The following is a 25725-nucleotide window of genomic DNA, read 5'->3' as shown; positions in this document are numbered from 1 at the left end:
CCCCTGACCGCTTCGCCCTCGGGCTCCCCCATGCCGTCTCGCCCGCACCTTGATTTCGATGCCGATGCCCTCTGGTCCCTGGCCCGCGTCGGCGAGCCCAGCCTCTCGCCCGATGGCGGCCAAGCGGTGGTCTGCGTCAGCCAGCCTTCGATGGAGGACAACCGCAGCCGCAGCAGCCTCCACCTGCTCTCCACGCTCGGCGGCCGCCCGCGCCGCCTGACCGAAGCCGGCGACAAGGACCACACGCCGCACTGGAGCCCGCGTGGCGACCTGATCGCCTTCATCGCCAAGCGCCACAGCGACGGCAAGCCGGATGCCGATCCCCAGCTCTACCTGATCGCCCCCGACGGCGGCGAGGCCCGCCGTGCCGCCGAGCTTCCCACCGGCATCGAGTCCTTCAAGTGGTTCCCTGATGGTCGGCACATTGCCTTTGCCGCCTGGGTCTGGCCCGAGCTGAAGCACGCCGCGCAAGCCGCACGCATGCAGGCCGAGCGCGCGCGCAAGGAAAGCGCCTACGTCACCGACCACACGCTCTACCGCTGGTGGGACCAAAACCTGCCCCAAGGCCGCGCGCTGCATCTGCACGTGCTCGACACCGCAACCGGCCGCGTGCGCGACCTCTTCGAGGGGACCAAGCTTGAACTCGGCCGCATGGACCACAGCGCCCAGGCCTACGACATCGCGCCCGACGGCAAACGCATCGTCTTCGCCTTCGACCCCGCACCAGAGCCGTCTTGCGAGAACCGCTTTGCGCTGGCCGAGATCGAGGTGCGCAACCGCCAGCACCGCGTGCTGCTGCAGGACGCCGACTGGCATTTCGACGCCCCCCGCTACAGCCACAGCGGGCGCTACCTGGCCTTCCTGGCCAGCCACCAAGGCGCCCGTCACACGGCGCCCAACCAGCTCGGCGTGCTCGACCAGCGCGGCCACTGGGCACTGTGCAGCGCCGACTGGGACCGCGACATCGCCGCCCCGCTGCGCTGGACGACCGAGGACGACGCCATCGTCTTTGCTGCCGAAGACCAAGGGCGCCGCCACCTCTGGCAGATGCACCTGCCCAGCGGCGAGGTGGACTGCCTGTGCCGTGGCGGCCATGTGGGCGCGTTTGACCTGCAGGGCACCACCTGCGTGGTCCAGCACGACAGCCTGCACCACCCCCCTCGCCTCTCGGTGCTGACGGACCAAGGCCCGCTGCGCATCGAGCACTTCAACGACGAGAGGCTCGCACGCCACCGCTTTGGCGAGGCCGAGGAGCATTGGATAGAAGGCGCTCAGGGCGAGCCCGTGCAAACCTGGCTCATCCTGCCGCCGGGCTTTGACCCGCGCCGCAAGTACCCGGTGCTGCACCTCATCCACGGCGGCCCGCACACCTGCTTTGGCGACAGCTGGCACTGGCGCTGGAACCACCAGGTCTTTGCCCAGCAAGGCTATGTGGTCGCCTGCGTCAACTACCACGGCTCCTCCAGCTTCGGCCATGCCTTCCTCGACAGCATCACCCACCGCTGGGGCGAGCTGGAGCTGCAGGACATCGAAGCCGTCACCACCTGGCTGCTGCAGCAGCGCTGGGTCGATGCCAAGCGCATCAGCGCCGCCGGCGGCAGCTATGGCGGCTATATGGTGGCCTGGATGAACGCCCACGTCGCACCTGGCCGCTACCGCGCCTATGTCTGCCACGCCGGCTGCTTCGACTGGCAGGCCATGTATGCCGACGACGCCTACAGCTGGCACCACATGGAGCTGGGCGCCCGCTACTTTGACGACCCGGCCCAGGTCGCCCGCCAGAGCCCTGCCGCCCACATCGCCGGCGCGCGCACGCCCACTCTCGTCAGCCATGGCGCGCAGGACTACCGCGTGCCCGACGCCCAGGGCCTGGCCTACTACAACACGCTCAAAAGCCTGGGCGTGCCGGCGCGGCTGGTGTGGTTCCCCGATGAGAACCACTGGATCCTGAAGCCGCGCAACAGCCGCCTCTGGTACCGCGAGGTGTTTGACTGGCTGGCCTTGCACGCCCCCAAGGCCAAGGCTCGCAGCCGCTGACGGCCCTGGGAAAATCGGCCCCGCCATGCTCACCCAGTTTTTCTACACCCTGCGCGCCGCCCAGCTCAAGGTGACGGTGCCCGAGTACCTGACCCTGCTCGAAGCCCTGCAGGCCAAGGTGATCGGGGCCGAGGGCTGGGCCTCCATCGACGACTTCTATCACCTGGCCCGCGCCTGCCTGGTCAAGGACGAAACCCAGTTCGACAAGTTCGACCGCGCCTTTGCCGCCTACTTCAAAGGCGTCGAGATGCTGACCGACTTCAAGACCGAGGTGCCGCTCGACTGGCTCAAGAAGACGCTCGATCTCGAACTCACGCCAGAGCAAAAAGCTGCCATCGAGAAGATGGGCTGGGACGAGCTGATGGAGACGCTGAAACAACGGCTCGAAGAACAGCAAGAACGCCACGAAGGCGGCAGCAAGTGGATAGGCACCGGCGGCACCAGCCCCTTCGGCAACGGCGGGTTCAACCCGCAGGGCATTCGCATCGGTGGCAAGGGAGGCAGCAAGAGCGCCGTCAAGGTCTGGGAGCAACGCGCCTACCGCGACTATGACGACGGCGTCGAGCTCGGCACCCGCAACATCAAGGTCGCGCTGCGCCGCCTGCGCCGCTTTGCGCGGGAGGGCTCCGAGCTGGAGCTGGACCTCGACGGCACCATCCACGGCACCGCCGCCAACGCCGGCCTGCTCGACATCCGCATGCAGCCGGAGCGCCACAACAAGGTCAAGGTGCTGCTGCTGATGGACGTGGGCGGCACCATGGACGAGCACATCCACCGCGTCGAGGAGCTGTTCTCCGCCGTCAAGGCCGAGTTCAAGCACCTGGAGTTCTATTACTTCCACAACTGCGTCTATGACTACGTGTGGAAGAACAACCGCCGCCGCTACGCCGAGAAGCTCTCCACCTGGGACCTGATCCACAAGTTCAACCGCGACTACAAGCTGATCTTCGTGGGCGACGCCACCATGAGCCCCTACGAGATCCTGCAGCCCGGTGGCAGCGTTGAAACCAACAACGAGGAGCCCGGCGCCGACTGGCTGCAGCGCCTCGTCAACGCCTTCCCGCACCACGCCTGGATCAACCCTGAACCCCAGGGCGTCTGGCAGTACCGACAAAGCATCTCCCTCGTCCAGCAGATCGTGCGCCAGCGCATGTTCCCGCTCACGCTGAGCGGCCTGGAGAGCGCGATGCGCCTGCTCTCCAAATGACCTTGTCTGCACGAGCAGCCAGTGCTGCTCTCTGGATCCTGCTGCTGGCTGGCTGCGCCACCTCGCGACCCCCGCCGGTGGCGCCTTCCGCCACCACGCCCGCAGCGGCGGCCGAATACCGCCTCAGCATTGAGGTCAGCCCCAGCGCGCTGCGCGAGCTGCTCGACACCCACCTCGACCTCGCCCGCTTCCGCGCCAGCAGCGTGCCCCTGGGGGCCGCCGAGCTGCAGCGCCTGGTGCGCGCCACACCGGCCGAAGCCCGCGCCCTGCTGGAGACCGAGGGCTACTTCAACGCCACCGCCCGCGTCGAGCAGACCGACGAGCACCCTGGCGACCTGCGCCTCATCGTCGAGCCCGGCGCCCTCACCCGCGTAGGCAGCCTGCAGCTCGACCTGGCCGCTGACACCGCCTTGCCTGAAGCCGACCAGCAAGCCGTGCTGCAAATGGCCCGCCAAGCCTGGTCCCTGCCCGAGGGCGACGCCTTCACCCAGACCGCCTGGGCCGCCGCCAAGAGCGCCACCCTGCAGCGCCTGCGCGCGGGCGGCTTCCCGCTGGCGCGTTGGGATGAGACCCGCGCCGACGTGGACCCCGAGGCTGCCCGTGCCCAGCTCAGCCTGCGCCTGCAGCCCGGCGTGCGCGCGCGGCTGGGCAGCTTGCGCATCGAGGGGCTGGAGCGTCACAGCGAGAGCGTGGTCCAGCGCCTGGCCGGCTTCCAGAGCGGCGACCGCTACCTGGAGTCTCGCCTGCTCGACTTCCAGGAGCGCCTGGTCAAGACCCAGCTCTTCGATGCCGCACGCGTGCAGCTGTTGCTGGACGAAGCCAGCCCCGATGGGCTCTACCCGGTTTTGGTGAGCCTGCGCGAGGCGCCGCAGCAGCAGGCCACCACCTCGGTCGGCTACCACGCCAACGCCGGGCAGCGCGTGGGGCTGGAGTACCTCAACCGCCAGCCCCTGGGCCTGCCGCTGCGCGCCCGCAGCAAGCTGGAGCTGGGGCGCGAGCTGCGCACCGCCGAGTTCGAGCTCAGCTCCCACCCGCAAGAAGACTTCACCCGCCGCCTCGCCTCCATGCAGTACGAGCAGGACCGCTCGGGCGACCAGATCAGCACCAGCCTCGGCCTGCGCCTTGGCTGGCTGCGCGACACCACCGACGACGAGCAGCTCACCTATGCCGAGCTGCTGCGCTCTCGCGAGGAGCGCACCGGCAGCATCGACCGGCGCGCCGCTGTGTCGCTCAACCGGCAATGGATCCAGCGCCGGCTGGACAACGTGCTGCTGCCGCTCGACGGCCACCACGGCCTGCTGCTGGTGGGCGCGGGCATGGCGCGAGACGATGGCGGCAGTGCGGGCTTTGCTCGGGCGCAGTTCAAGCTCGGCGTCTTCAGGCCGCTGGGCGCGCATTGGTTTGGCTCGGCCCGCGTTGAAGCCGCCCAGGTGCTGGGCGCCGGTCAGGTGGCCTTGCCCGAGAAGCTGCTGTGGCGCGCCGGTGGTGACGACTCGGTGCGCGGCTACGCCTTCCACAGCCTCGGGCCCCAGGCCATCGTCAACGGCAGCCCCGCCGTGGTGGGCGGCCGCGTGATGGCCACCGCCAGCGTGGAAGCCGCCCGGCCCATCAACCTTGCCATGCCGCAGCTGATGGGTGCCGTCTTCATCGACGCAGGCCAGGCCGCCACCTCCTGGGGCAGCTACCGGCCCCAGATCGGCTGGGGTGCCGGCCTGCGCTGGCGCAGCCCCGTGGGGCCGCTGAAGGTGGACCTCGCGCGTGCTGAACAGACGGGGCGCTGGCGGCTGCATTTCAGCGTAGGCATTGCGCTATGAAGCTAGACGCTGCAGCTTCGCTGACAAGTGTGGGCATCGCGCTATGAACCGGCCCGCTCGCACCCTACTCTGGGCCCTGCTCGGCCTGGGTCTCACAGCCCTACTCCTGCTGGCCACCGGCTTCGGCCTGCTCGCCACCTCGCGCGGCTCACTCCTGCTGCTACAGCAGTTGCCCGGCGTGCAGGCCGAGGGCGTGCGTGGCCCCTTGCTGGGTGACTTCGAGGCCGATCACCTGCAGCTGAAGCTCAGCACCGGCGAGCAGATCGAGCTGCGTGGCCTGGCCTGGCGCGGCCTGCGCTGGGAGGCTGGCGGCCTCAAGCTCGACCGCCTCAGCCTGCAGCAGCTGCTGTTCCGCCCCAGCCCCACGCCTAGCAACAGCGCCCCGCTGCAGGCCTGGCGCTCGCCGGTGGCCGTCGAGGTCGCAGCCATCGAGATCGCCTCGCTCGACCTGGCCGGCGTGCAGCTGCAAGACCTGCGCGCCGCCGGCTCCCTGGGAGAACACCACGCCTTCACCCTGCAGCGCTTGCGCTGGCAGCAGCTGCAACTCGCGGGCGAACTCAGCGTGGACGGCAGCGCGCCCATGCAGACGCGCCTGGCCCTGCGCGTCAGCAGCCCGGAAAACCGGCCCGCCGATGCCGGCACCGACCTGCCCGCCTGGCGCGGCGAGCTGCTGGCCCAAGGCCCGCTGGCCGCGCTGCAAACCAAGGGCCGCTTGGAGGCTGAAGGCCAATCGCTCGCCTTCCAAGGCCTGGTGCGGCCCTTTGCCCCCTGGCCCCTGGGCGCCTTCACGCTCGAGACCCACGCGCTCGACCTCGCCGCCCTGCACAGCGCTGCGCCGCACACCGCGCTGGAGGGCGAGGCCCGGCTCACCCCCGAGGCCAACACCACCCGCCAGCACCTGCACCTGCGCCTCACCAACCCCCACGTCGGCCGCTGGGACCTGGGCCGCCTGCCCGTGCGCGAGCTGGTGCTGGATGCCAGCTTCATGCCCGACGCGCTGAAGGAGCTGCGCATCGACGCCCTGCAAGCCCGCCTCGGCGGCGATGCCCGCATCACCGGCCGGGGCCAGGTCTCGCCCGATGGGCGCTGGCAGCTGCAAGCCCAGCTGGACGACCTGCAGCCCGAACGGCTCGACGCCCGCCTGGTGGCCGGCCGGCTCGATGGGCCGGTGGACCTCAGCGGCGGCGGTGGCCAACCCCTCAAGCTGCGCTTTGACCTGCAAGGCCAACGCACGCCAGCACCCCTGCGCCTGCGCGCCCTGCTCACGCACGAGGGCGAACGCTGGCGGCTGGACGAGGGCGAGATCCTCGCCGCCGGCGGCCGCGCCACCCTGAGCGGCCAGCACGACCCGGCTGGCAGCTCCACCCTGACCGGCCGCTTGGCTGATTTCGACCCCTCGCGCCTGTGGCGCGGCAGCCTGCCCGCCATGCGGCTGAACGGGCAGTTTGAAGGGCAACACAGCACGGCCCGCACCGCCGTCCAGCTCAGCCTGCAAGACAGCAAGGTGGCCGAGCTGCCCCTCAGCGGCCAAGCCGCATTGGAGCGCGGCGCGCCCACCAACCCCTGGGGCCTGCAACTGCAGCTCAAGCTGGGCAGTGCCGACCTCAATGCCCAGGGCCAAGGCCGCCTAGAGAGCTTTGAAGGCCGCCTGCGCCTGCAGGCCCCGCAACTGGCCGAACTGAACACGCTGAAGGCGCTGCACCCTGCCCTGGCCCACCTCGCCGGCCAGCTCAAGCTCGACACCACGTTCACGCTCAGCCACCCCAGCCAAGGCTGGCGCCTGGTCGCTGACGGCCAAGGCGAAGCCAGCCAACTGCGCTGGGGCGAGCAAGGCCGTCTGAACCAGTTGCAAGCGCGCTGGCAACTCCCCGCCCTCGACAGCTCAGGCCCGCTCGCGCTCGACCTCAAGGCCAGCGGCATCAGCCTGCCCGGCCTGCAGTTGAACGAGCTGCAAGCCCAGCTCGACGGCAACTGGGCCGCACACCGGCTGCAGCTCAAGGCCGGTGGTTCCTCGCCCCTGCCCGGCCGCCCGGGCGACACCCTCGCCCTGCAAGCCGACGCGCAAGGCGGGCTGGAAGGTCTGCCTGACCTGCAGCGCCTGCAATGGCGCGGCCGCCTGGCCCGCGTGCAGCTGGCACCGCTGCGCCCCGGCCTGCCGCCGCTGCTGGAGGCCCAGGACCTTGGCCTTCAAGCCTCAGCCCAAGGCCTGGACTTCGCCTCCGCCCAGGCCGACATCGCCGGCGCGCGCATCGCCTGGCAGACCCTGCGCTGGCAGCCAAAGGACACGGGCTCTGAAGCCCTGCTCGACCTACGCTTGCTGCCCTTTGATGTGGCCCCCCTGCTGGCCCGCTGGCAGCCCGACTTTGGCTGGACGGGCGACCTGCGCGTGGGCGGCACCGCGCGCTGGCAATGGCGCGCCGGCCGGCTCGATGGCGACCTGCTGATCGAACGTCTCGGCGGCGACCTGCGCGTGCAAGACGACGCCGGCCCCATGCCACTCGGCCTCTCGGATCTGCGACTCGCAGCCAGCCATCACGACGGCGTCTGGCGCTTTGCGCAAGGCGTGGCCGGCCAGCAGCTGGGCAACTTTGTTGCCACCCAAAGCCTGGCCGGCCCTGGCCCCTGGCCCGATGCCAACAGCGCGCTCGACGGCGTGCTGCAAGCCCAGGTGGACCACCTCTCTCGCTGGGGCAGCTGGCTGCCCGCCGGTTGGCGCCTCGGTGGGCGCATCAACGGCCTGGCGCGGCTCAGCGGCCGCCTCGGCGCACCGCTCTGGAAGGGCCAGGTCGAGGGCGACGGCCTCTCGGTGCGCCACGCGCTGCAAGGCGTGGACGTGGGCGATGGCCGCATCCTCCTCAAGCTCGACGGAGACAAGGCCCGGCTCGAACAGTTCGAGGCCCATGCCGGCCCAGGCGTGATCACCGCCACGGGCGACGCAGAACTTGGCGCCAAGCCCGCCGCGCGATTGCAGTTCCAGGCCGACAGGCTGCAGATCCTGGGCCGCGCCGACCAGCGCCTGGTGGCCAGCGGCAAGGCCCAGCTCAGCCTCACGCCCGAGACCTTGCAGCTCAAGGGCCTGCTTCGTGCCGACGAAGGCCGCTTTGACTTCAGCCGCGCCGATGCACCGTCCCTGGCAGACGACGTCGTCGTGCAGCGCGGCCCTGCGGTCAGCGCTGAGCGTGCCACGCGCCGCGCCCCTGCGCGCACCACCCAGGTCGATCTCGACGTCGATCTTGGCGACGCCTTCCACGTGCTCGGCCGTGGCCTGGAGACCCAGCTGCGCGGCAAGCTGCACCTCGGCCAGCGCGACCAGAAACTGCAGCTGACCGGCAAGATCCAAACCCACGGCGGCCAGTACCTCGCCTACGGCCAGCGGCTCGACATCGAGCAAGGTGAACTCGTCTTCACCGGCGCCTACGACAACCCGGCGCTCGACGTCATCGCCACCCGCCCCAACACCGACACCCGTGTCGGCGTGCGCGTCACGGGCACCGCACTGGCGCCTCGCGTGGCACTGTTCTCCGAGCCCGAGCTGTCCGAAACCGACAAGCTCTCCTGGCTGCTGCTCGGCCGTGGCCCCGACGGCCTGGGCCGCACCGACGCCGCCCTGCTGCAACGTGCCGCCGTGGCCCTGCTGGCCGGCGAAGGCGGTTCCGGCCGCTCGCTGCGCAGCCTCGGCCTGGACGAACTCTCCGTCGCCCGCGCCGACGACGACACCCGCACCACCATCGTCCGCCTCGGCCGCCAGCTCTCGCAGCGCTGGTACGTCGGCTACGAGCGCAGCCTCAACGCCACCACCGGCTCCTGGCAGCTCATCTATCGCATCGCCCAGCGCTTCACCTTGCGCGCTCAAAGCGGCGACGACAACGCGCTGGACCTGATCTGGCAGTGGCGCTGGAACTGACCCCACCATGACCAAGCTCTTCTTCTTGCGCTTCCTGGCCGCCGCCTGGCTCGCCGCCGCCGCCCTCAGCCTGCACGCCGCCCCGCGCGAGCGCGTGCGCATCGACGACCACTGGCGCTTTGCCTACGGCCATGCGGTGGACGCCGGGCAGGACTTCAAGCACAGCCTGCGGCCCTTCTTCTTTGCCAAGGCCGGCTATGGGGATGGCCCGGCTGCGCGCGACTTTGACGACCGCACCTGGCGCCGCCTTCACCTGCCGCACGACTGGGCCGTGGAGCTGCCGTTTGACTCTCGGGGCGACACCAACCACGGCTCCAAGGCCATAGGCCGGCCCTTCCCCGAGAACAGCGTCGGCTGGTACCGGCGCGAGATCGACATCCCCGCCGCCGACCAAGGCCGGCGCATCGCGCTGGAGCTGGACGGCGTGTTCCGCGACAGCGTCGTCTGGGTCAACGGCCACTACATCGGCCGCGAGCACAGCGGCTACGCCAGCGTCCGCTACGACATCACCGACTACCTGCACTACGGCCAGAAGAACGTCGTCGCCGTGCGCGTGGACGCTACCGGCATGGAAGGCTGGTGGTACGAAGGCGCCGGCATCTACCGCCACGTCTGGCTCAGCAAGACCGCGCCGCTGCACGTCGGGCACTGGGGCAGCTTTGTGCGGGCTGACATTTCAGGCCTGCAGGGCAACCAAGCCACCAGCGCACGGCTGACCATAGCCACCACCGTCGTCAACGACGGCAAGACCCCCACGCGCTACACCCTCGTCCACGAGGTGCTCGACCCCGCAGGCCGCCGCGTCGCCCGTCAGACCCTGCCCGCCGCCACGCTCGCCGCCGCCAGCCAGTCCGAGGCCAACAGCCGCATTGAACTGAAAGCCCCGCAGCTGTGGTCGCTGGCCACGCCCCAGCTCTACACCCTCGTCACCGAAGTGCGCCAGGGCAGCGAGGTCGTGGATCGCTACACCACGCCCTTCGGCATCCGCAGCATCCGCTTCGATGCCGACCAGGGCTTCTTCCTCAACGGCCAGCACCTCAAGCTGCAAGGCACCAACAACCACCAGGACCACGCGGGTGTGGGTGTGGCCCTGCCCGACTCGCTCATCGAATGGCGGCTGCAGCGCCTTAAGACCATGGGCGTCAACGCCATCCGCTCGGCCCACCACCCCGCCACGCCCGAGCTGCTGGACGCCTGCGACCGCCTCGGCCTGCTCGTCATCGACGAGCACCGCGTGATGGGCACCACGCCTGAGCTGCGGCACGAGCTGGAGCGCATGGTGCGGCGTGACCGCAACCACCCGTCCGTCATCCTGTGGTCGGTGGGCAATGAAGAGTGGGCCATCGAGAACAACGAACTCGGCACCCGCCTCGCCCGCGAGATGCAAACCATCGTCCGCCGGCTCGACCCCACGCGCGGCCTCACCCTGGCTGCGTCCAGCTCCGGCCAGCCCGAGGGCACCTATGTCGGCAGCGAGATCCTCGGCTTCAACTACAAGGCCCAGCACGACATCGACGCCATGCACAAGCGCTTCCCCCAGCGCCCCGTCGTCGTCACCGAAGAAGGCCTGACCCACGCCACGCGCGGCATCTACGCCGCCGACCCGGCGCGCGTGTTCTCCTCCGCCTACGACCAGCCCTCGGGCGGCGCCAGCACCGCGTCCGTCGAGCAGACCTGGCGCTACAACATCGAGCGTCCCTTCATCGCCGGCGCCTTCTACTGGACAGGCTTCGACTACCGAGGCGAGACCGCGCCCTACGGCTGGCCGGCCATCTCCTCGCAGTTCGGCATGCTCGACACCACCGGCGTCTTCAAGGACAGCGGCCACTACCTGCGCGCCGCCTGGACGCAAGCTTCAATGGTCCACGTGCTGCCGCACTGGACCTGGCCCGGCCGCGAGGGCCAGCCCATCGACGTGCGCGTCTACACCAACACCGACGAGGTCGAGCTGCTGCTCAACGGCCAGTCCCTCGGCCGCAAGGCCATCGCCCGCTACACGCACGGCCAATGGACCGTGCCCTACGCCCCTGGCGAGCTGGTGGCGCGGGGCTACCAAGGCGGCAAGCTCACCGCCACCCAGACCGTGGCCACCGCGGGCGCCCCGGCCGCCATCGCCGTGACCACCACCCGCCAGAGCTTGAGCGCCGATGGCCAGGACGTCGCCGTGCTGGAGCTGACCGTGCACGACGCCCAAGGCCGCCTCGTGCCCGGCGCCGACAACCTGCTGCAGTTCCAGGCCAGCGGCCCGCTGCGCCTGCTCGGCATGGGCAACGGCCACCCCGGCTCGCACGAGGCCGACAAGCCGGCCGAGCGCTACCGCTTCAACGGCTTTGGCCCCTGGTCCATCCGCGACGAAACCCGAGCTGAAGCCCTGGCAGACCCCACCCGCCACGCCGACCCGCGCGCCTGGCGCGACCCCTTCCAGTGGGTGCCTGACCATGAACGCCCCGCCCCCGCGCCCTACGCCGCCATCCGCACCCACTTCGCCATGCCCGTGCTCGCGCCCGGCGAGCTGGCCGAACTCTTCGTCGCCACCATCGCCCCCGGCCAGCAACTGCTGCTCAACGGCCGCCCCGTCACGCCCCAGCCTGCGGCGGACGGCCTGCAGGTGCTGAGGCTCGACCCCAGCACCCTGCAAGACAGCAACGAGCTGGTCTGGCACCTCGCCTCGCCCCCCGCCGGCATGCGCGCCACCGCCGACGCCGCCCAAGACGGCGCCCGCTGGGCCCAACTGCGCATCACCACCCCGGCCGCACCCTGGCAACGCAAGGCTTTCAACGGCCACGCCCAACTCATCGTCCAAGCTACGGCCGACCCCGGCCCCGCCCAGGTCACCATCACCTCGCCCGGCCTCCAGCCGGCCATCGTGAGGCTCGAAGTAAAAGCGGCGCCCTGAGCAGTGCCGCTTCCAAGAGACAAGCCCCTCGCTCGGCGCATTTCAGGAGCAATGCACTGCTCGCAGAAAGAAAAAAGCCCCTAGCAATCGCTAGGGGCTTTGCGCATCTGTGAACCGAGATCAGCGCTTCTTGCGCGAGACGCCAACGCCAACCAAACCCAGGCCGACAAGTGCCAGGGTCACAGGCTCAGGAACGTCACGGCCCGTTTGTTGAGCTTCGCGGACGAAGAAGAAATCCGCGTTGTCGTCAGTACGGAAAGCGGAGCCGGCGTAGTCGTAGAAGCCCGCGCCCAAGTTCAGATTGTTGATGTACCCAGCGCGAACATCACCGACGTTGCCCGAAGGCGCGACATCGAAGTTGTTGAAGTACTGGAAGGCCACGCGATTGTTGCTGTCGTCGTCGTCGAGCAGATTGAAGTCCGCGAGCAGCGAATTCAGCGTGCCAAAGCCTGCAACCAATTCTTCGGCGGTGGGCAGACGGAAGCCCTGCGTCAAGGTCACTTGAACACTGCAGCACGGGGCGTTGGGGCTGGTGACAGCACCGTAGACAAACTCCATACCGTTGTCGCCGACAACGATGACGCTTGTGGGGATCGGGCTGGTGTTGATGACCGCTGCGTTCGAAACAGCCGGCGCCGCCATGGTGACGACTGCCGCGACTGCTGCCGCAAGACCTTTGAGTTTCATGTCAAGCCTTTTGCTAATGGTTGTTCGATGATTTGCACTTGAGACAAGCCTATATTCAGGCGTGCGCCCAACTTGAGCAAACTTCATACCAGCGATGAAATCTCCTTGATGACAGTCACTTAGAAGAAGTTTCACTTTCCGGTCACGCTCTCTGTAAAGCTGTTCGACAGCTGAGCTGACCTCGCCGCCGTCGGCATGCACGCCACCGCCGACGCCGCCCGCCGGACCCAACTGCGCATCACCATCCCAGCAGCCCCCTGGCAACGCAGGGCTTTCAACGGCCACGCCCAACTCATCGTGCAAGCCACCCGCGACCCCGGCCCTGCCCAGGTCACCATCATCTCGCCGAGCCTCCAGCAGGCCATCGTGAGGCTTCGAAGTGAAGGCGGCGCCTTGAACGCCATCTCCTCCCGAGCGGGCTCATGCCGATGGGTCTGCCTGCAAGACAGCCATCACCCATGATCGACCGGGCCCAGTCCGACCGCCTGCGCATGCTTCGGCTGCCGCTCATCGCGGGCGTGGTCTTCATCCACGCGTCCACGCTGCCGCCACCCGGCTCAGGCGCCTACACCATCGACGCCAAGACGCTCGCGCAACTGCTGCTGTCCGATGGCGTCGCCCGGCTGGCTGTGCCGATCTTCTTTCTCATGGCCGGCTTCTTCCTGTACGGGCACGGCGCTTGGTCGGGCGCGACCTACCTGGAGAAGCTCAAGGCGCGCGCCCGGACGCTGTTGCTGCCCATGGTGCTCTGGAACGCCCTCAGCCTCGGCCTCTTCGCTGCCTCCCAGGCCCACCCAGCCACGGCGCGCTACTTCTCGGGCAGCACCGTCATCGCCAACTTCGGGCCTATGGACTACGGGAACGCCTTGCTCGGAGTTTCCGCACTCCCCATCGCCCACCAGTTCTGGTTCATCCGCGACCTGATCGTGATGGTCATCGTCTCCCCGCTGCTCCTGCTGGCGGTCAAGGCAGCACCCAAGGTCACGCTGGCGCTGATGGCAAGCCTGTGGCTGCTCACGGCCAAGCCCTACCCCATCCCTGCGCCAGAGGCGGCGCTGTTCTTTTCGGTCGGGCTGTTCTGCCGCGCGCGCGGGCTGAGCCTGTTCAGCCTGGACGGCCGCACCCGCTTCCTCCTGTGGCCCTACCTGCTGCTGCTTCTGGCCACGCCCGCCTACCTCGGCCAGCCCTACGGCTTGGCCCTCCGCAAGCTCGAGATCGCCCTGGGCGTGCCGGTCGCGCTGTGGCTGACGGGCCTGGGCTCACCGTCCGGCAAGGCCCGCGCCTTCCTGCTCCGCTTCGCCACCGCCAGCTTCTTCATATTCGCCGCGCACGAGCCGCTGCTCACCATCGTCAAGAAGCTGCTGCCCTCCGTCATCAGCGCGCCGCTGGCCGTCTACCTGCTGGCACCCGTGATCGTCATCGTCGCGCTGCTGCTGTCGCATGCCGCACTCCACAAACTCTCGCCGCGCCTGATGCGGCTGCTCGCGGGCTCGCGTTGACGCGCGCGACTTGCCGGATCGGCCAGGTCGCTGGTCTTGCTCCCATCCGGCGGCCAGCAAGCCAGCAGCCGGCACCTAGAATCCGCCCCCTCGCTCGCCGTAGTTCAATGGATAGAACGGCCGCCTCCTAAGCGGCAAATACAGGTTCGATTCCTGTCGGCGGGACCAGCCGGAACCAGCCGCTGCCGCCCTGCCAAGGATCTGGTCTCGGACCGCCAAGAGCGCGAGCGCAAGGTAGATTTCGATGCGCAAGACTAAGTCCCCCATCCTTGCGGCGGTGCATGACACGGCCAACGGGCTGCACAAGGCGGGCGTGATGGAGCAAGTCACGCTGCGCGAGTTCGACCAGCTGTGCCCGCCACCGGTCGAGCCACTGGCACCTACCCAGATCAAACGCATCCGCGAGTCCTCGCATGTGAGCCAGGCCGTCTTTGCCCGCCTGCTGAACACCAGTCTGTCCACGGTGCAGAAGTGGGAGATCGGTCAGAAGAAGCCGACCGGCACCGCGCTGAAGCTCCTGCATCTCGTGCAGAAATGCGGGCTGGAGGTCGTGGCGTGACCCGGGCGTCGGCGTAACCGAACCATGAGCCAGCACGCCCTGTTCAGTTTGCTTCCTCGCTGGGTTGCAGAGGGTGCGGAACCATTGCCTCCGGAGCGTCCAGGGGAGGTCGCGAAGGTCTTTGAACACTTAGGCTCAATCGCGACGCCAGATGTCGTTTCGCTCTACAGCACGCTTGGCGGCATGCGGACGATGGACGAGGAGTACTGGCGTCTTTGGACGCTTGAAGAAATTGCGGCCCAGAGCTTTTCCGAGTTTGGAGTGCTGTTCTCTGACTATCTGATTTCCTGTTGGGAATACAGGTTGAGGCCTGTCAGCGAGACCCATAGCTCCGTGTTCGTGGATCGTTTTGATGGTTCTCCTCCGGCCTTGGTGGCGGCCACGTTGGAGGAGTTCTTTCAGCGCTATGCGACCTCCGCACAGGACCTGCTCAATCAGTGATGCGGTCAGCACTTCTATAAAAGGCGCTTAGTCAGTCGCTCGAGCCGAACCAGCCCCAAGGGATCCGTCGCGTCCGCCGGCACTCGGTCAAGCAAGCCCCTCACGACGGCAAAAAGTCCAGCGGATACGTCACCACCATCACATCCACCTGCTTGGCCCCGAAGTCGAACTGCTGGATGCGGGCGAGCAGCTTGCGTTCCAGCTCGGGGGTTTTGAGTTCGGTGGAGACGATGCGGCAGTCGGTGACTTCGCCGGACGGGGCGATCTTGAGTTCGACGACGACCTTGCCTTGCAGCGCGGGGTCTTCGCGCAGGGCGCGGTTGTAGATGGCGTAGATGGAGCCTTTGTTGCGCTCGAAGACGAGGCGCACGTCTTCGAGCGAACGGGAGGCTTTGCCGCTTGAGCCGCGTTGCACGGTGCCGCCCGCGCTCGCGGTGCCGTTGCCGCCGCCGCCCAGGGTGTTGCCCTTGCCGCCTTGGCCGCCACCGCCGTAGCCCCCCCCACCGCCGCCGCCGATGACGCCTTCGACCAAGGTGGTGGAGCGGCCGGCCAGGCCGCCGCCGCCGGTGTTGCGGCTGTAGGCGGCGGTGTTGATGCCGCCGCTGCCGCCGGCGGCGTTGGAGGTGATCATGTTGCGTTCGGGGATGCCGGCGTCCGTGCCTGCGCCGACGCCGGGGCCGCTGCCGGTGCCCACACCGGCGCCGGGCTTGATGTCCTGGCGCAGCTGCACGGCTGCCGGGACGCTGTGCAGGGCACCGAGTTCGTCCTTCATGGCCAGCAGGCCCACGCCGGCGGCCTTGCGGCGGGCGGCGGCCACTTCGCCGGGGGGGCGGTCGGCCACGGGGTTGCGGGCCTCGGGGACGGGGGCGCCTTTCAAGAGCGGGGCCTTGGGCAAGGTGGGGGCCTTGGGCTCATTGGGCTTTTCAGCCTCGGTGCGTGGGGTGGGTTCGGGCTTGGGTTTGACAGGTGGCGTCTGCGCCTTTTCAACCAGCAGCTTGGCCAGGCGGGCCGGCAGCTCGGGGGGCTGGGCGCGGTCGAGCACGGGCTTTGGGCTGAGCAGCAGTGCGATGCAGACCAGCGCCACCGCAGCCAGCACCGTGTTAAGGACGCGTCGGTAGCGGGCGTCGTCCTCGGGCACGTCGGCCCAGGCGAGCACGTCGGGGCGGAAGGTGATGGCGAGGGCACTCATGCTCACGTCTTCCTCTGCACCGCGAAGGCGACTTCGACAAAGCCGGCCTGCGCGGCCGTGGCCATCACCTTGCGCAGCAGGCGGTAGGGGATGCGCTTGTCACCCATCACGGTCACGGCCTGCCGGCTGTTGTCTTTGTCGGCGCCGAGCACGGGGCGCGCGGCCAGCACATCAAGCTCTTGCTTGAGTCCGGGGATGAGGTCGCCGTCCAGTTGTAGCACCTCGGACACATCGGCCACCTTGTGGCCCTCGACCACGATGTCGGTCTCACTCACGGACACCACCAGGGTCTGGCGCGGCGCCTTCTCGGCCACCGAGCTGGGCAGCTTGACGGCGCGGGCATTGGTCAGGGTCTCGATGCCGGTGCTGGACATCAGGAAGAAGATCAGGATGGTGAAGATGTCGATCAGGGCGACGAGGTTCATGTCCAGCCCGGTGTGGTTGCGGGCCAGGCGTGCGGCGCGCTTCTGGAGGGGCGTGAGCTTCATGCGGGGCCCTTCTTCGTGATGACCGGTGCATCACCGATGGAGACATCGGGGAAGAGCTCGATGTCTGGCAGCTTGCCGGCCCCAGCCGGTGGCTTGGCTTGCCGCACCGCGTCCATCACCTGCACGAGGCTGTCGTAGGGCGTGTCGGGCTGGGCGAGCACGCTGGCCGAGCGGGTGTCGGGGTATTTGTCCTTGATGCGTTGCAGCAGGGTGGACAAGGCGGCCAGGTCATAGCCCTCGGGCGTGGACGGGATGCGCTCGATGAGGCCGCCAATGCGGTCGCCCACCTCCAGCGCGTCGGGCCGCATCACGACCTCGAGCTTGAGCAGCTGCTCGGTGTTGATCTGCTCGGGGCCTGAGCTTTTGGCGGGCAGGGCCAGGTCCATCACCGCAAGGTGCGAGAACACCGCGGTGGACAGCAGAAAAGGCACCAACACCACGATGACGTTGATGAAGGCCGTCACCTCCAGGTGGGCGACGGGCTTGCGGGGGCGGCGGACGGGCATGGTCTGCGCTCCGGCGGCTCAGTGGGCGTGCCCGGCCTGCTGTTCGGCGCGGATGCGGCCGGTCACGTTCAGGAAGCTGATCTTGGCGGCCTCTAAGCCATCGACGATCTCGGTCGTGCGCGCTTGCAGAAAGGCGTGGATGAGCAGGAAGGGGATCGCCACCGACAGCGCAAAGGCCGTGTTGTTCATGGCGATGGAGATGGAGGCCGAGAGCAGCTCGGCCTTCTCGGCCGGGTTGACGGCGGCCACGGCCGTGAAGCCCTTGATCAGGCCGATGATGGTGCCGAGCAGGCCCACCAGGGTGATCACGTTGGCCAACGTAGCGATGTAGTGGGTGCGCTTCTCCAGGCGGGGGACGATTTCCATCATGCCCTCCTCCATCGCGGCGTCGAAGTCTTCGCGGCGGCCGGGGCTTTGCATGCGCTCCAGGCCGTTGACGACGATCTTGCCGATGGCGGCGTCGGAGCCCGAGGCCATGTGATGGACCTCCTTGAAGCGCCCGCCCTGCAGCACGGGCAGCAGGCTGGCCCAGAGCTGGCGGTTGTCGCTGCGCGCCTTGCGCAGGAAGACAAAGCGCTCGATGGCAATGGCGAGGCCCACGGCCATGATGGCGATGCTGAAGTAGATGGCGACGCCACTGTCCTGGAAAAATTTGACGGCGAAATCGACGACGCTCATGGCGCTCTCCTCTGGGGTTCGGGATCGGTTGTTGGTTGGGGGGTGGGTGGGGTGGCAGCACTGCTCTGGGCCTGGGCCTGCGCTTGTGTCTGGGCTTGATAAGCCACCTGGCGGCGGAAGACCTCGCGGTCCACCGGCGCGAGCACTTCGTCCAGCACGCTGGCCGCCGGCTTGCCCGAGAGCTGGCCGGGGGCGGGCTTCTTCCAGGGCACGATGTAGAGCACCTTGGGCAGCTCGCGGTTGCCGATGATCTTGGTCTGGTCGATCTCGGCGCGGTCTTGGGCCATGGCAGCGCCGGCCAGGGCGACGAGCAAGAAGGCGGCGCAGCGCTTCATGGCTTCTCCTTCGTGGCCGCCGCCACGGGCGCGGGCTTGCGGTTCTTCAGGTCGGCAATCCACTTGCTCACACTCGCATCACCCTGCGGCGTGAGCGCGAGGTAGCGCTCGTACTGGGCCAGCGCGCGGGCGCCGTCGCCGAGGTAGAGGTCAAAGAGGATGCCGAGATTGAGCACCGCCGGCGCCAGTTGCGGGTCCAGCTGCAGGGCCTGCTCGTAGGCCGCGCGGGCCTTGCTGAACTGGCCGGCCTGCCGGTAGGCCAAGGCGAGCTGGTGGTGCAGGCGGGCCTGGCCGGGCGCCTTGGCCACGGCTTGCTCCAGCGGCTCGATGGCGAGTGGTGTTGTGGCGGCAACGTCAGCCACCTCCAGCTTGCCGTAGCGCACCGGGCGCAGCTCGCGCAGTGCCACAAAGCTCTTTTGCACCCACTCGTCGTACACGCCCTGCGCCGTGCGGCGGGCGTTGATCTCGTGCAGCTCGGTGGCCTTTTCCTCGAAGGGGAAGGCCTGCTCCTCGAGCATCACGTTGTACTGCTCCAGCTCCAGCTTCTTCAGGCCCTTGGGCCGCTGTGAGGCGAGCATGGCGCGGCCGAAGTCCTGGTAGAGCGCGGCCGACTGGTAGGCCGCTGCGGTGACGACCTCGGCCACGCCGTAGTCGGCCGCTACGGCGTAGGCCTTGAGGGCGTCTTCGAGCTTGGCCTTCTTGGCCTTGAGCTGGCGGGCCAGGGGCTCGACGAGCTGGACCTTGCGGTAGGCCTCCAGCGCCGGCTGGGCCAGGCTGAGCGCGGCCAGCGCGCCGAGGGTTCGGGTGCGTGGGGTGCGAGCGTCTGCCCCGGCCTGGTCGGCCTGGAAGACCTCGCGCATCAAGCCCAGCTCGCGCGCGGCGTTGCCATCGGCCCGGGCCAGCAAGGCCAGGCGGTAGCGGGCCTCCAGCGCGGGCTCCAGCGGCTGGGGGTAGGCCTTGAGGTAGCGCTCGTAGGCTTGGGCCAACGCAGTGCGGGCGGCGGGGGTCTCGGCGCTGGCCTTCTCGCGCAGCTGCAGCGCTTGCCACAGCGCGGCGCGGGCGAGGCTGGCGTCGGTCTGCACGGCCGAGAGGCGTTCCATCTCGCTCGCAGCCTGAGCCCAGCTGCCCTTCTCGGTGTAGACGACCGCGAGCTTGGGCGCCACCTCGGCCTGGAGCGCGTGCTTGGGGTAGCGGGTGCGGAAGTCCTCCAACACCGCGGCGGCCTGCGGCCAGTCCTTGAGGGCGATGAGCGCGGCGGCCGCGTCGTACTGCGCGGCAGCGCGCACGGGCGAGTCAGGCGCCAGGCCAGCGATGCGGCTGAAGTGGCCGACGGCCTCGCGCAATTGCCCTTTGCTGCGGGCCTGCTCGCCCTGCTTGTAGACCGAGGCGGCAAGGCGCTCGACCAAATCGCGCCGGGCGCCGTCAGTGGCGGGGCTGGAGGGCGTCAACGCCAACACCTGGGCATAGGCGGGCTCGGCGGCGGCAAAGTCGTTGCGCTCAAACGCGGCATGGGCCAGCACCGTCCAGGCCACGCGCAGCTCGGCGGGCGCGGCCTTCAGGGCCAGCACTTGCTGGGCGGTGGCCGTGGCGGGGCCGGCCTCGCCCAGCGCATAGAGCTGCTCGGCCGCGTGCGTGAGCACCGTGCTGGCGCGGGCATCGGCGGGGAAGCTGCTCGCAAAGCGCTGGGCGCTGGCGGCGGCCGTTTTGCGCAAGGCGGGCAGCTCGGGTGCAGGGGTGGTTTTCTCAAGCTGGGTGTAGGCCAGCAAGGCGGCGTAGCCGGCGTCGCTGCTGCGGGCGTGCGCGGGGTAGCCGTAGGCGGTTTGCTCGTAGGCGGGCACGGCCTCGGCAAAGCGCTTGTCCTCAAACAGCAGCTCGGCCAGCAGGAAGTGCTGCTGGGCGGCTTCTGGCTCCTTCGAGAACGCGTCGAGGTAGAGGCGGTACCAGCGCACGGCCTCGGCATAGTCGGCCGGGGCCTTGGTCTTTTGCGCCAGCGCATGGTGGTGGCGGGTCAGCTCGGTGAGGTGGGTCTTGACCAGGGGCTGCGCCTGCGCCCAGCCCTCGGGGTTGGCCTGGCGGAACTCGCCCTCGGGGCCATAGCGCGAGACGTAGGCCTTCTTGGCCTCCAGCGCCTGGTTGGCAAAGCCATTGCCCTGGTAGATGTCGATGACACGGGCCTGCAGCAGCGGGGCCTGGGCATGCAGCGGCTGGCGGCGGGCAAAGGCGCCAAAGGTGTCGGCGGCGTCCTTGAGGCGCTCCTGCTTCAGGTAGAGCTCGCCGAGCTGCTCGTAGACGCGGAACTCATAGCTGCTCCGGCCAGGCTGGTTCACGTAGGCGGTGATGGACTCGGCGCCCTGCAGCGCGGCCAGGCTGAGGCTGGTGACGCGGAAGGTGTCCTCCAGCAGCTCGCGCTCGGCGCGCGTGAGGCCACTCAAGCTTTGCAGCTCGCCGGTGCGGGCGAGCGGCTCGGCCTTGAGGTCGAGCACCTTGAAGAAGGACTGCAGCGCTTCGTCGAGCCGCGACTGCTTGAAGCGCGACCAGCCCTGCATGTAGGTGGCGCGCTCCTGGAAGGGGTTGCTGCTGGCAAGCAGGCTGCCATAAGCCGTCTCGGCCTTGGCGTAGTCGCGCAGCGCAAACAGCAGCTCGCCGCGGCGGAACTGGGCTTCGTCGAGGTAGCTGGTCTTGGGGTACTGGCTGACTAGGCGGTCCAGCGTGCTCAGGGCCGCTTCAAGCTTGCCGGTTTGCTCGTGGGCGCGAGCCATTTGGTAGAGCACGCGGTCGTTGCCGGGGTCCTGGGGGTAGGCCTTGAGGTAGTCGCGGTAGCGGGCCAGGGCGGTGGCGTAGTCGGGGTCCGTGGGGGACACGGCAGCCGTGCTGGTGGCGGACTGCTTGTCGGCGCGGTCCATCTCCAGGTCGCCCAGACGGCGCAGGGCCTCGGCGCGCTGCGGGGCCTTCTTGGTGGCGGGTGCGGCGTCGAGGAACTTGCGGTAGGCCGCGATGGTCTGCTCCTCGGTGGCCTGCACGCCCGCGTCCTTCTCGACCGTCGCGCTGCGGCCGGCCAGGGTCTTGAGCGTGGGCGGCTCCGGTGGGTCGCTGGCAAACCAGCGCTGCACGCTGGAGCAGGCGCTCAAGGCTAGGACCACGACGATCAGCAGCGGGCTACTTCGCACGGTCGCCCTCCTTCTTCCCCTCAGCTTGCGCTGCGCGGTCATGCAGCTGCGCCACCGCAAAGTGGGCCTCGGTGCTGTAGAGCGCGAGGCGCTCCTTCTGCTTCACGAGCTGGGCAATGGCGATCTCCTGCGCGGCCTGCTGTTGCTGCTGGGTGAGGCGGGCCACCTGCGGGATCAGGGCGGCAATGCGGGCGGCCTCGGCCTGGGTGCGGGTGGCAAAGGCGTCGAAGCGGGCGGGCTCCTGCTGCTGTGCGCGGGCCAGCGCGGCCTCGCGGTCGCGGGCCTCGGCCAGTTCGCGGTCAATGGTGCGCAGCTCCTTTTGCGCGGACCACAGCCGGTCGGCGTGGTCCTGGGCCAGTTGCCAAGTGAGCAGGCCGGTGGCCAGGCGGGCGCGTTGGCGAGCGGCGTCCAGGCCGGGCTCTTCAAGCAGCGCCTTCAGGCTGGCGTTGACGCGCTGCACGCGCTCCAGCAGTGCGCGCTGCGCGGGCGTGGCCAGGGCTTCGATGTCCACTTCGCGCTCCACGCGGTCCAGCTCAGTGGCCAGGGCATCGCGCTGCGCTTGGAGTTGGCCCAGGCCGGCGGCATTGGCCTGCGCCAGCACCTGGGGCAGGCGCTGGGCATAGGCCTGGCGGCGGTGGGCCACCATGTCGCCATAGACCTCGACCTTGTCCTGCCAGGCCTGCAGGTTGCCGGCCAGGAACTGCAGGTCGCGCAGGTTCTTGAAGGCCTCCTGGAACTCGTGCTGGGCCAGCACATCGCTCAAGTGGCCGGCGTGAGGCATGGCGGGCAGGGACTGGATGGCGTCGAACCAGCTCATCTCGGCGCCCGGGCTGGCCGAAGGGTTGGCGGCCAGCAGGCCCTCGATCAGGCGGCCGGCGCGGATGGCGGCGATGGATTCGTCCAGCGAGCGGCTCTCCTGCCCGTAGAGCGCGATGGCCTCCTGGTAGCGCGTGAGCGCCTGGCCCAGCGCGCCCAGCTCCACGTAGGACAGCGGCACGGCCAGCCGGGCCTCCAGCACGGCGGCGTCGCGCGCATCGCGGCGCAGCAGTTCTTGCCAGGGCACCAGGGCCTCGCGGTGCTTCTTGGCGGCGGCCAGCGCCCAGCCATAGCCCAGCAGGGCCTTGCTGGACTGCGGGCCCTCCAGGCGCACGCGCTGCAGGTAGCCAGAGGCTGCGTCGGGCTTTTCGTCGCGCAGCATGGCAAAGCCGAGCGCGAGGTTGGCCTGGTCGCGCAGCGCGCGGTACTCGGGGGTGGCGGGCAAGGCTGGAGAGGTGGCCTTGCCGAGTTCATCGAGCCAGACGCGGCCACCGGCCACGTCGCCGCTGCGCACCAGGGCCACGCCGAGGTTGTAGCGCGCATAGAGGCTGGCGCCGGTGGTTGTGGTCTTGAGCGCACTCAGTGCCTTGAGCTGCTGCGCGGCGCCGGCGTAGTCCTGGCTGGCGAGCAGCACATTGGCGTGCAGCAGCGCGCGCTCTTCCTCCAGCGCAGGCGGCAACTGTTTGCCGATGCGGCCCAGGGCGTCCAGCGCCTCGGGCAGCAGCCCGCGCTGGTAGCGGATCTTGGCCAGGAAGAAACGCGCCCGGTCCTGCACGGCCGCCTTGGCGCCTGCGTCGAGCAGCTTTGCAAACACCTCGCCGGCCTCGCGGTGCAGGCCGTAAGAGAGCAGCATGCCTCCGCGCAGCAGCTCGGCCTCGTCGTCATGCGGGCTCAGGCGATTGAAGTGCTGCGAGGTCATCAGGCCGGTGATGGCGCTGAAGTAGTGGTCCTGGAAGAAGTGGAAGAGCGTGTCGCCGTAGTGCGGCGCCTGCACCAGCTTTGGCGGCGGCGCCTCGGCGGCCCAGGGCGTGCCAGCCCAGCAGGCCAGCGCAGCGATGAGAGTGATAGCCCGGCGCACGCCCTGCCCTCTTATTGCCAGACCTTGACGTCGAACTCGGGCTGCAGCTTGGCCGTGGAGTCGACGATGCGCAGCTCGATGTAGGACGGGTCGGCGCCCTTCTCGAACTTGATGGTGGCGGCGCGCTTGTAGTCGCGGAAGTGCGGGCCCTTGCCGGTGAAGAAGGCCACCACCTCGTGCGTGCCCGACTTGAGATTGCCAAGGTAGACGCGCTGCATGCCGCCCCGGTGCAGGGCCTGCACCTCCAGCGGCGAGTAGAGGTGGCTGGCGACGAGCTTGTCGTCGAGTTTCAGTTGCAGCGAGTCGAGCTCGAACATCTTGCCCACGTCCATGGAGACGAACACCGCCACCTGCGTGCTGGCGGGGAAGAGCAACTCCTCCTCCAGCACCAGCAGGTCGCGGTTGAGGCGGATGACCTCGGCCTTCACGGCCTCGACGCGCTGGTCGAGGGCTTGGGGGGGCTCGGGCGCGCTGGCTGCTCCGGCGGGGGCGCTGGCCACATCCGCCGGGGCGCTTGCAGCAGCCGCAGGCACTGGCACGGCATCGGCCGCCCAGGCCGGTGCCCCCACCAACAGCGCAAACACAAGGGTCATCAAGGCACGCACTCGCGTTCTCCTTCAAAAGCTCGCCGTGGCAAACAGCTGCAGCACGTGGGCGTTGAGCGCATAGGCGTTGCCGGTGCGCAGGTCGGTGAAGTCGCTGTACTTGAAGTGCAGCAGTTGGTAGGCGGCGCTGAGCTTGATATCCGTCTCGCGGACCTTGCCGGCCGTGTAGGTGAGCTTGGCGCCGAGCCCGATGCTCTTGAAGCTGCTGAGCTGGCGGTTGCGCGACAGGTAGAGGGTGTCGGCCAGGGCGTTGTCGCTGTAGAACAGGGCCTTGCCTTGCGAGTGCAGGCGCAAGCTGCCGTCGATCAGGAAGCTCTCACCCACATAGCGGCTGTAGCCGGCCTCGACAGTGTGGGCGCGGATGGCCCAGTTGTCCCAGAAGTAGCGGTAGGACACACGCATCGCGCTGCCGCCCGCCAGAGCGCCCACGGTGCCGAGCTTGAGCGCGCGGCTGGAGCGGGTGCGGGGGTCGTTCTCGGGCACGAAGGCGCCGCCCACGCGGGCTGATCGATAGGGGTTGCCCAGGTAGCCGTCGTCGGCCACGGCCTCGACATTGAGCGTGGCCAGCCAGTTGGGCGACAGGATCTGCGTGACCCCGAGCCGGTAGCGCCAGTGGCGCGCCTTGTCGAAGAAGCCCACGTCGCGCCGGCCCACGTCGTCGGCCCCGCGCGAGAAGCCCAGCGACACCGTCGTCATGTTGCCGAACATGTCCTGCGCCACATCGACGCTGAGCGAGCGGGCCTTGTAGTCGGGCTCGGTGCTCTGCGTGGTGGAGACGGTGACCTGGCTGTCGCGGTAGACGTAGTCGCCCCCGACGCTGAACTCCCTGCGCGTTTCCTTGAAGGGGCTGGCCGTGGTGACCACGTCGATGGATGCGCTGCTGACCTGATCGACATAAATGCTGCCCTGCAGCGACACCGCCGTGCCCAGCTTCTTGCGCACCAGCACGGCTGGGCCCGTGGCGCGCAGGCCGTCGGCCTCGTAGATGTGGACCATGGCCTCGGCCTGGTCGTCAGGCAGGGTCACGGCGCCGGCCTCGGCGCCGACCAGGGCGGTGCCGAGCAAGGCTGCGGCCCGAAGTGCCTTAGTTGCAGCCACAACCGCCTCCTTGAACACCATTCGCGCCGCGTGCGCCCTCGCGCACCTCGTACACGTGCTCGAAGTGCTTGCTGGACAGCGCATTGCGCGACACCTGCATGATGGGGTCGGCCAGGCGCTCGCGCTCGTAAGGCTTGACCCAGGGCTCAGGTGCTTTGATCGATGCGCAGCCGCTCAGCAGCAGCGTGGCGACCACCAGAAGACAACTCAGAAGGGTGCGATGCATGGCGTTCATTCCTTCAGCAGTTCGCGGATCTGCTTTTCGTAGAGGGCCTCGTAGCCGGCCTGGTAGCCCTTGTGCAGGTAGCGCACGCGGCCGTCGCGGTCGATGAGCAGGGTGGAGGGCATGCTGGCCAGCTCGTAGCGCTGGCTGACGGCCTTGTCGGCGTCCAGCAGCACGGGGAAGGCCAGGCCCAGCTGCTTGGCCACGGCCTGAGCCTTGCGGCCGTCTTCATCCACATTGATGCCCAGCAGCGTGAAGCCCGAGCCCCGGTACTTCTGGAACAGCTGGTTGAGCAGCGGCATCTCCTGCCGGCAGGGGCCGCACCAGGTGGCCCAGAAGTTGATGAGCACCACACGGCCGCGCTGCTCGTGCAGGCGCAGGTTGCTGCCGTCCAGTGTGCGCAGCGTGAAGTCGGGCGCGGGGGCGGCAGCGCACAGGCTGGAGGCAGCCAGCAGTGCCCAGGCCAGCACACGTGAGAGAGGGAAGGCGTGCATGGCG

Annotated in this window: 19 protein-coding genes, 1 tRNA gene and 1 pseudogene; 9 read left to right on the top strand and 12 right to left on the bottom strand. The window is 68.9% G+C overall.

All coding sequences use genetic code 11. The features are described from left to right. Positions 1-30: 30 nt before the first annotated feature. From ABDJ85_RS16475 to galA, 5 genes are read left to right on the top strand one after another with little or no spacing between them, the layout of a single operon-like run. A complete protein-coding gene (locus ABDJ85_RS16475) occupies positions 31-2037 on the top strand; it encodes a S9 family peptidase (RefSeq protein WP_347705887.1) in 2007 nt (668 codons plus the stop codon). A 25-nt stretch (positions 2038-2062) separates the two neighbouring features. Continuing rightward, positions 2063-3244 (top strand): vWA domain-containing protein, encoded by a 1182-nt coding sequence (locus ABDJ85_RS16470; RefSeq protein ID WP_347705886.1) that lies wholly within the window; start codon positions 2063-2065, stop codon positions 3242-3244. A gap of 2 nt (positions 3245-3246) precedes the next feature. Then, positions 3247-5058 carry an autotransporter assembly complex protein TamA gene (locus tag ABDJ85_RS16465; RefSeq protein ID WP_347705885.1) on the top strand — a complete coding sequence of 604 codons (1812 nt, stop codon included), beginning with the start codon at positions 3247-3249 and terminating at the stop codon, positions 5056-5058. Between the two features lie 43 nt (positions 5059-5101). Beyond that, positions 5102-8962, top strand: coding sequence for a translocation/assembly module TamB domain-containing protein (locus tag ABDJ85_RS16460; protein ID WP_347705884.1), 3861 nt, complete (start codon positions 5102-5104; stop codon positions 8960-8962). Positions 8963-8969: 7 nt separating this feature from the next. Continuing rightward, positions 8970-11858 carry a beta-galactosidase GalA gene (gene galA, locus ABDJ85_RS16455; protein WP_347705883.1) on the top strand — a complete coding sequence of 963 codons (2889 nt, stop codon included), beginning with the start codon at positions 8970-8972 and terminating at the stop codon, positions 11856-11858. 120 nt (positions 11859-11978) lie between these two features. On the opposite strand, the gene ABDJ85_RS16450 is transcribed toward galA, so the two are convergent. Further along, complete coding sequence (locus ABDJ85_RS16450) at positions 11979-12830, bottom strand: PEP-CTERM sorting domain-containing protein (RefSeq protein ID WP_347705882.1); 852 nt, start codon at positions 12828-12830, stop codon at positions 11979-11981. A gap of 173 nt (positions 12831-13003) precedes the next feature. Between ABDJ85_RS16450 and ABDJ85_RS16445 the strand changes: the two genes are divergently transcribed. The 4 genes from ABDJ85_RS16445 to ABDJ85_RS16430 all read left to right on the top strand — a co-directional run bounded on the left by ABDJ85_RS16445 (position 13004) and on the right by ABDJ85_RS16430 (position 15044). Further along, positions 13004-14044: an acyltransferase family protein gene (locus ABDJ85_RS16445; RefSeq protein ID WP_347705881.1), complete on the top strand. Its 1041-nt coding sequence runs from the start codon at positions 13004-13006 to the stop codon at positions 14042-14044. 93 nt (positions 14045-14137) lie between these two features. Beyond that, a tRNA-Arg gene (locus tag ABDJ85_RS16440) sits at positions 14138-14212 on the top strand. A gap of 76 nt (positions 14213-14288) precedes the next feature. Beyond that, positions 14289-14603 carry a helix-turn-helix domain-containing protein gene (locus ABDJ85_RS16435; RefSeq protein ID WP_347705880.1) on the top strand — a complete coding sequence of 105 codons (315 nt, stop codon included), beginning with the start codon at positions 14289-14291 and terminating at the stop codon, positions 14601-14603. Between the two features lie 24 nt (positions 14604-14627). Further along, positions 14628-15044: a hypothetical protein gene (locus ABDJ85_RS16430; protein WP_347705879.1), complete on the top strand. Its 417-nt coding sequence runs from the start codon at positions 14628-14630 to the stop codon at positions 15042-15044. Positions 15045-15144: 100 nt separating this feature from the next. Here the strand turns inward: ABDJ85_RS16430 and ABDJ85_RS16425 are convergent, their stop codons facing one another. The 11 genes and pseudogenes from ABDJ85_RS16425 to ABDJ85_RS16375 all read right to left on the bottom strand — a co-directional run bounded on the left by ABDJ85_RS16425 (position 15145) and on the right by ABDJ85_RS16375 (position 25721). After that, positions 15145-16233, bottom strand: coding sequence for an AgmX/PglI C-terminal domain-containing protein (locus ABDJ85_RS16425; protein WP_347705878.1), 1089 nt, complete (start codon positions 16231-16233; stop codon positions 15145-15147). A gap of 2 nt (positions 16234-16235) precedes the next feature. Continuing rightward, the gene (locus tag ABDJ85_RS16420) at positions 16236-16721 is read right to left on the bottom strand and encodes an ExbD/TolR family protein (protein ID WP_347705877.1); all 486 of its coding nucleotides are present in this window, start codon (positions 16719-16721) and stop codon (positions 16236-16238) included. Further along, complete coding sequence (locus ABDJ85_RS16415; protein WP_347705876.1) at positions 16718-17227, bottom strand: ExbD/TolR family protein; 510 nt, start codon at positions 17225-17227, stop codon at positions 16718-16720. The genes ABDJ85_RS16420 and ABDJ85_RS16415 overlap by 4 nt, the downstream gene beginning before the upstream one ends. 18 nt (positions 17228-17245) lie before the next feature. After that, entirely contained in the window at positions 17246-17905 is a 660-nt protein-coding gene (locus ABDJ85_RS16410; protein ID WP_347705875.1) for a MotA/TolQ/ExbB proton channel family protein, read from the bottom strand. Continuing rightward, positions 17902-18240 (bottom strand): hypothetical protein, encoded by a 339-nt coding sequence (locus ABDJ85_RS16405; RefSeq protein WP_347705874.1) that lies wholly within the window; start codon positions 18238-18240, stop codon positions 17902-17904. The genes ABDJ85_RS16410 and ABDJ85_RS16405 overlap by 4 nt, the downstream gene beginning before the upstream one ends. After that, a complete protein-coding gene (locus ABDJ85_RS16400; RefSeq protein WP_347705873.1) occupies positions 18237-21407 on the bottom strand; it encodes a tetratricopeptide repeat protein in 3171 nt (1056 codons plus the stop codon). Before ABDJ85_RS16400 ends, ABDJ85_RS16405 begins: the two co-directional genes overlap by 4 nt. After that, positions 21397-23301: a hypothetical protein gene (locus ABDJ85_RS16395; RefSeq protein WP_347705872.1), complete on the bottom strand. Its 1905-nt coding sequence runs from the start codon at positions 23299-23301 to the stop codon at positions 21397-21399. Before ABDJ85_RS16395 ends, ABDJ85_RS16400 begins: the two co-directional genes overlap by 11 nt. 11 nt (positions 23302-23312) lie before the next feature. Continuing rightward, entirely contained in the window at positions 23313-23906 is a 594-nt protein-coding gene (locus tag ABDJ85_RS16390; RefSeq protein ID WP_347705871.1) for an AraC family transcriptional regulator, read from the bottom strand. A gap of 141 nt (positions 23907-24047) precedes the next feature. Next, positions 24048-24902: pseudogene (locus ABDJ85_RS16385) on the bottom strand (DUF3570 domain-containing protein); the annotation flags it as partial. Positions 24903-24990: 88 nt separating this feature from the next. Beyond that, on the bottom strand, positions 24991-25230 hold the full coding sequence (locus tag ABDJ85_RS16380; protein WP_347705869.1) for a DUF4266 domain-containing protein: 240 nt from the start codon (positions 25228-25230) through the stop codon (positions 24991-24993). A 5-nt stretch (positions 25231-25235) separates the two neighbouring features. Beyond that, entirely contained in the window at positions 25236-25721 is a 486-nt protein-coding gene (locus ABDJ85_RS16375; protein ID WP_347705868.1) for a TlpA disulfide reductase family protein, read from the bottom strand. Positions 25722-25725 lie beyond the last annotated feature (4 nt).

The sequence above is a fragment of the Roseateles paludis genome, from assembly GCF_039872745.1.
GTDB lineage: Bacteria > Pseudomonadota > Gammaproteobacteria > Burkholderiales > Burkholderiaceae_C > Pelomonas > Pelomonas paludis.
Note: the sequence above shows the minus strand (reverse complement) of the source record. Positions and strands in the feature narration are given on the sequence as shown.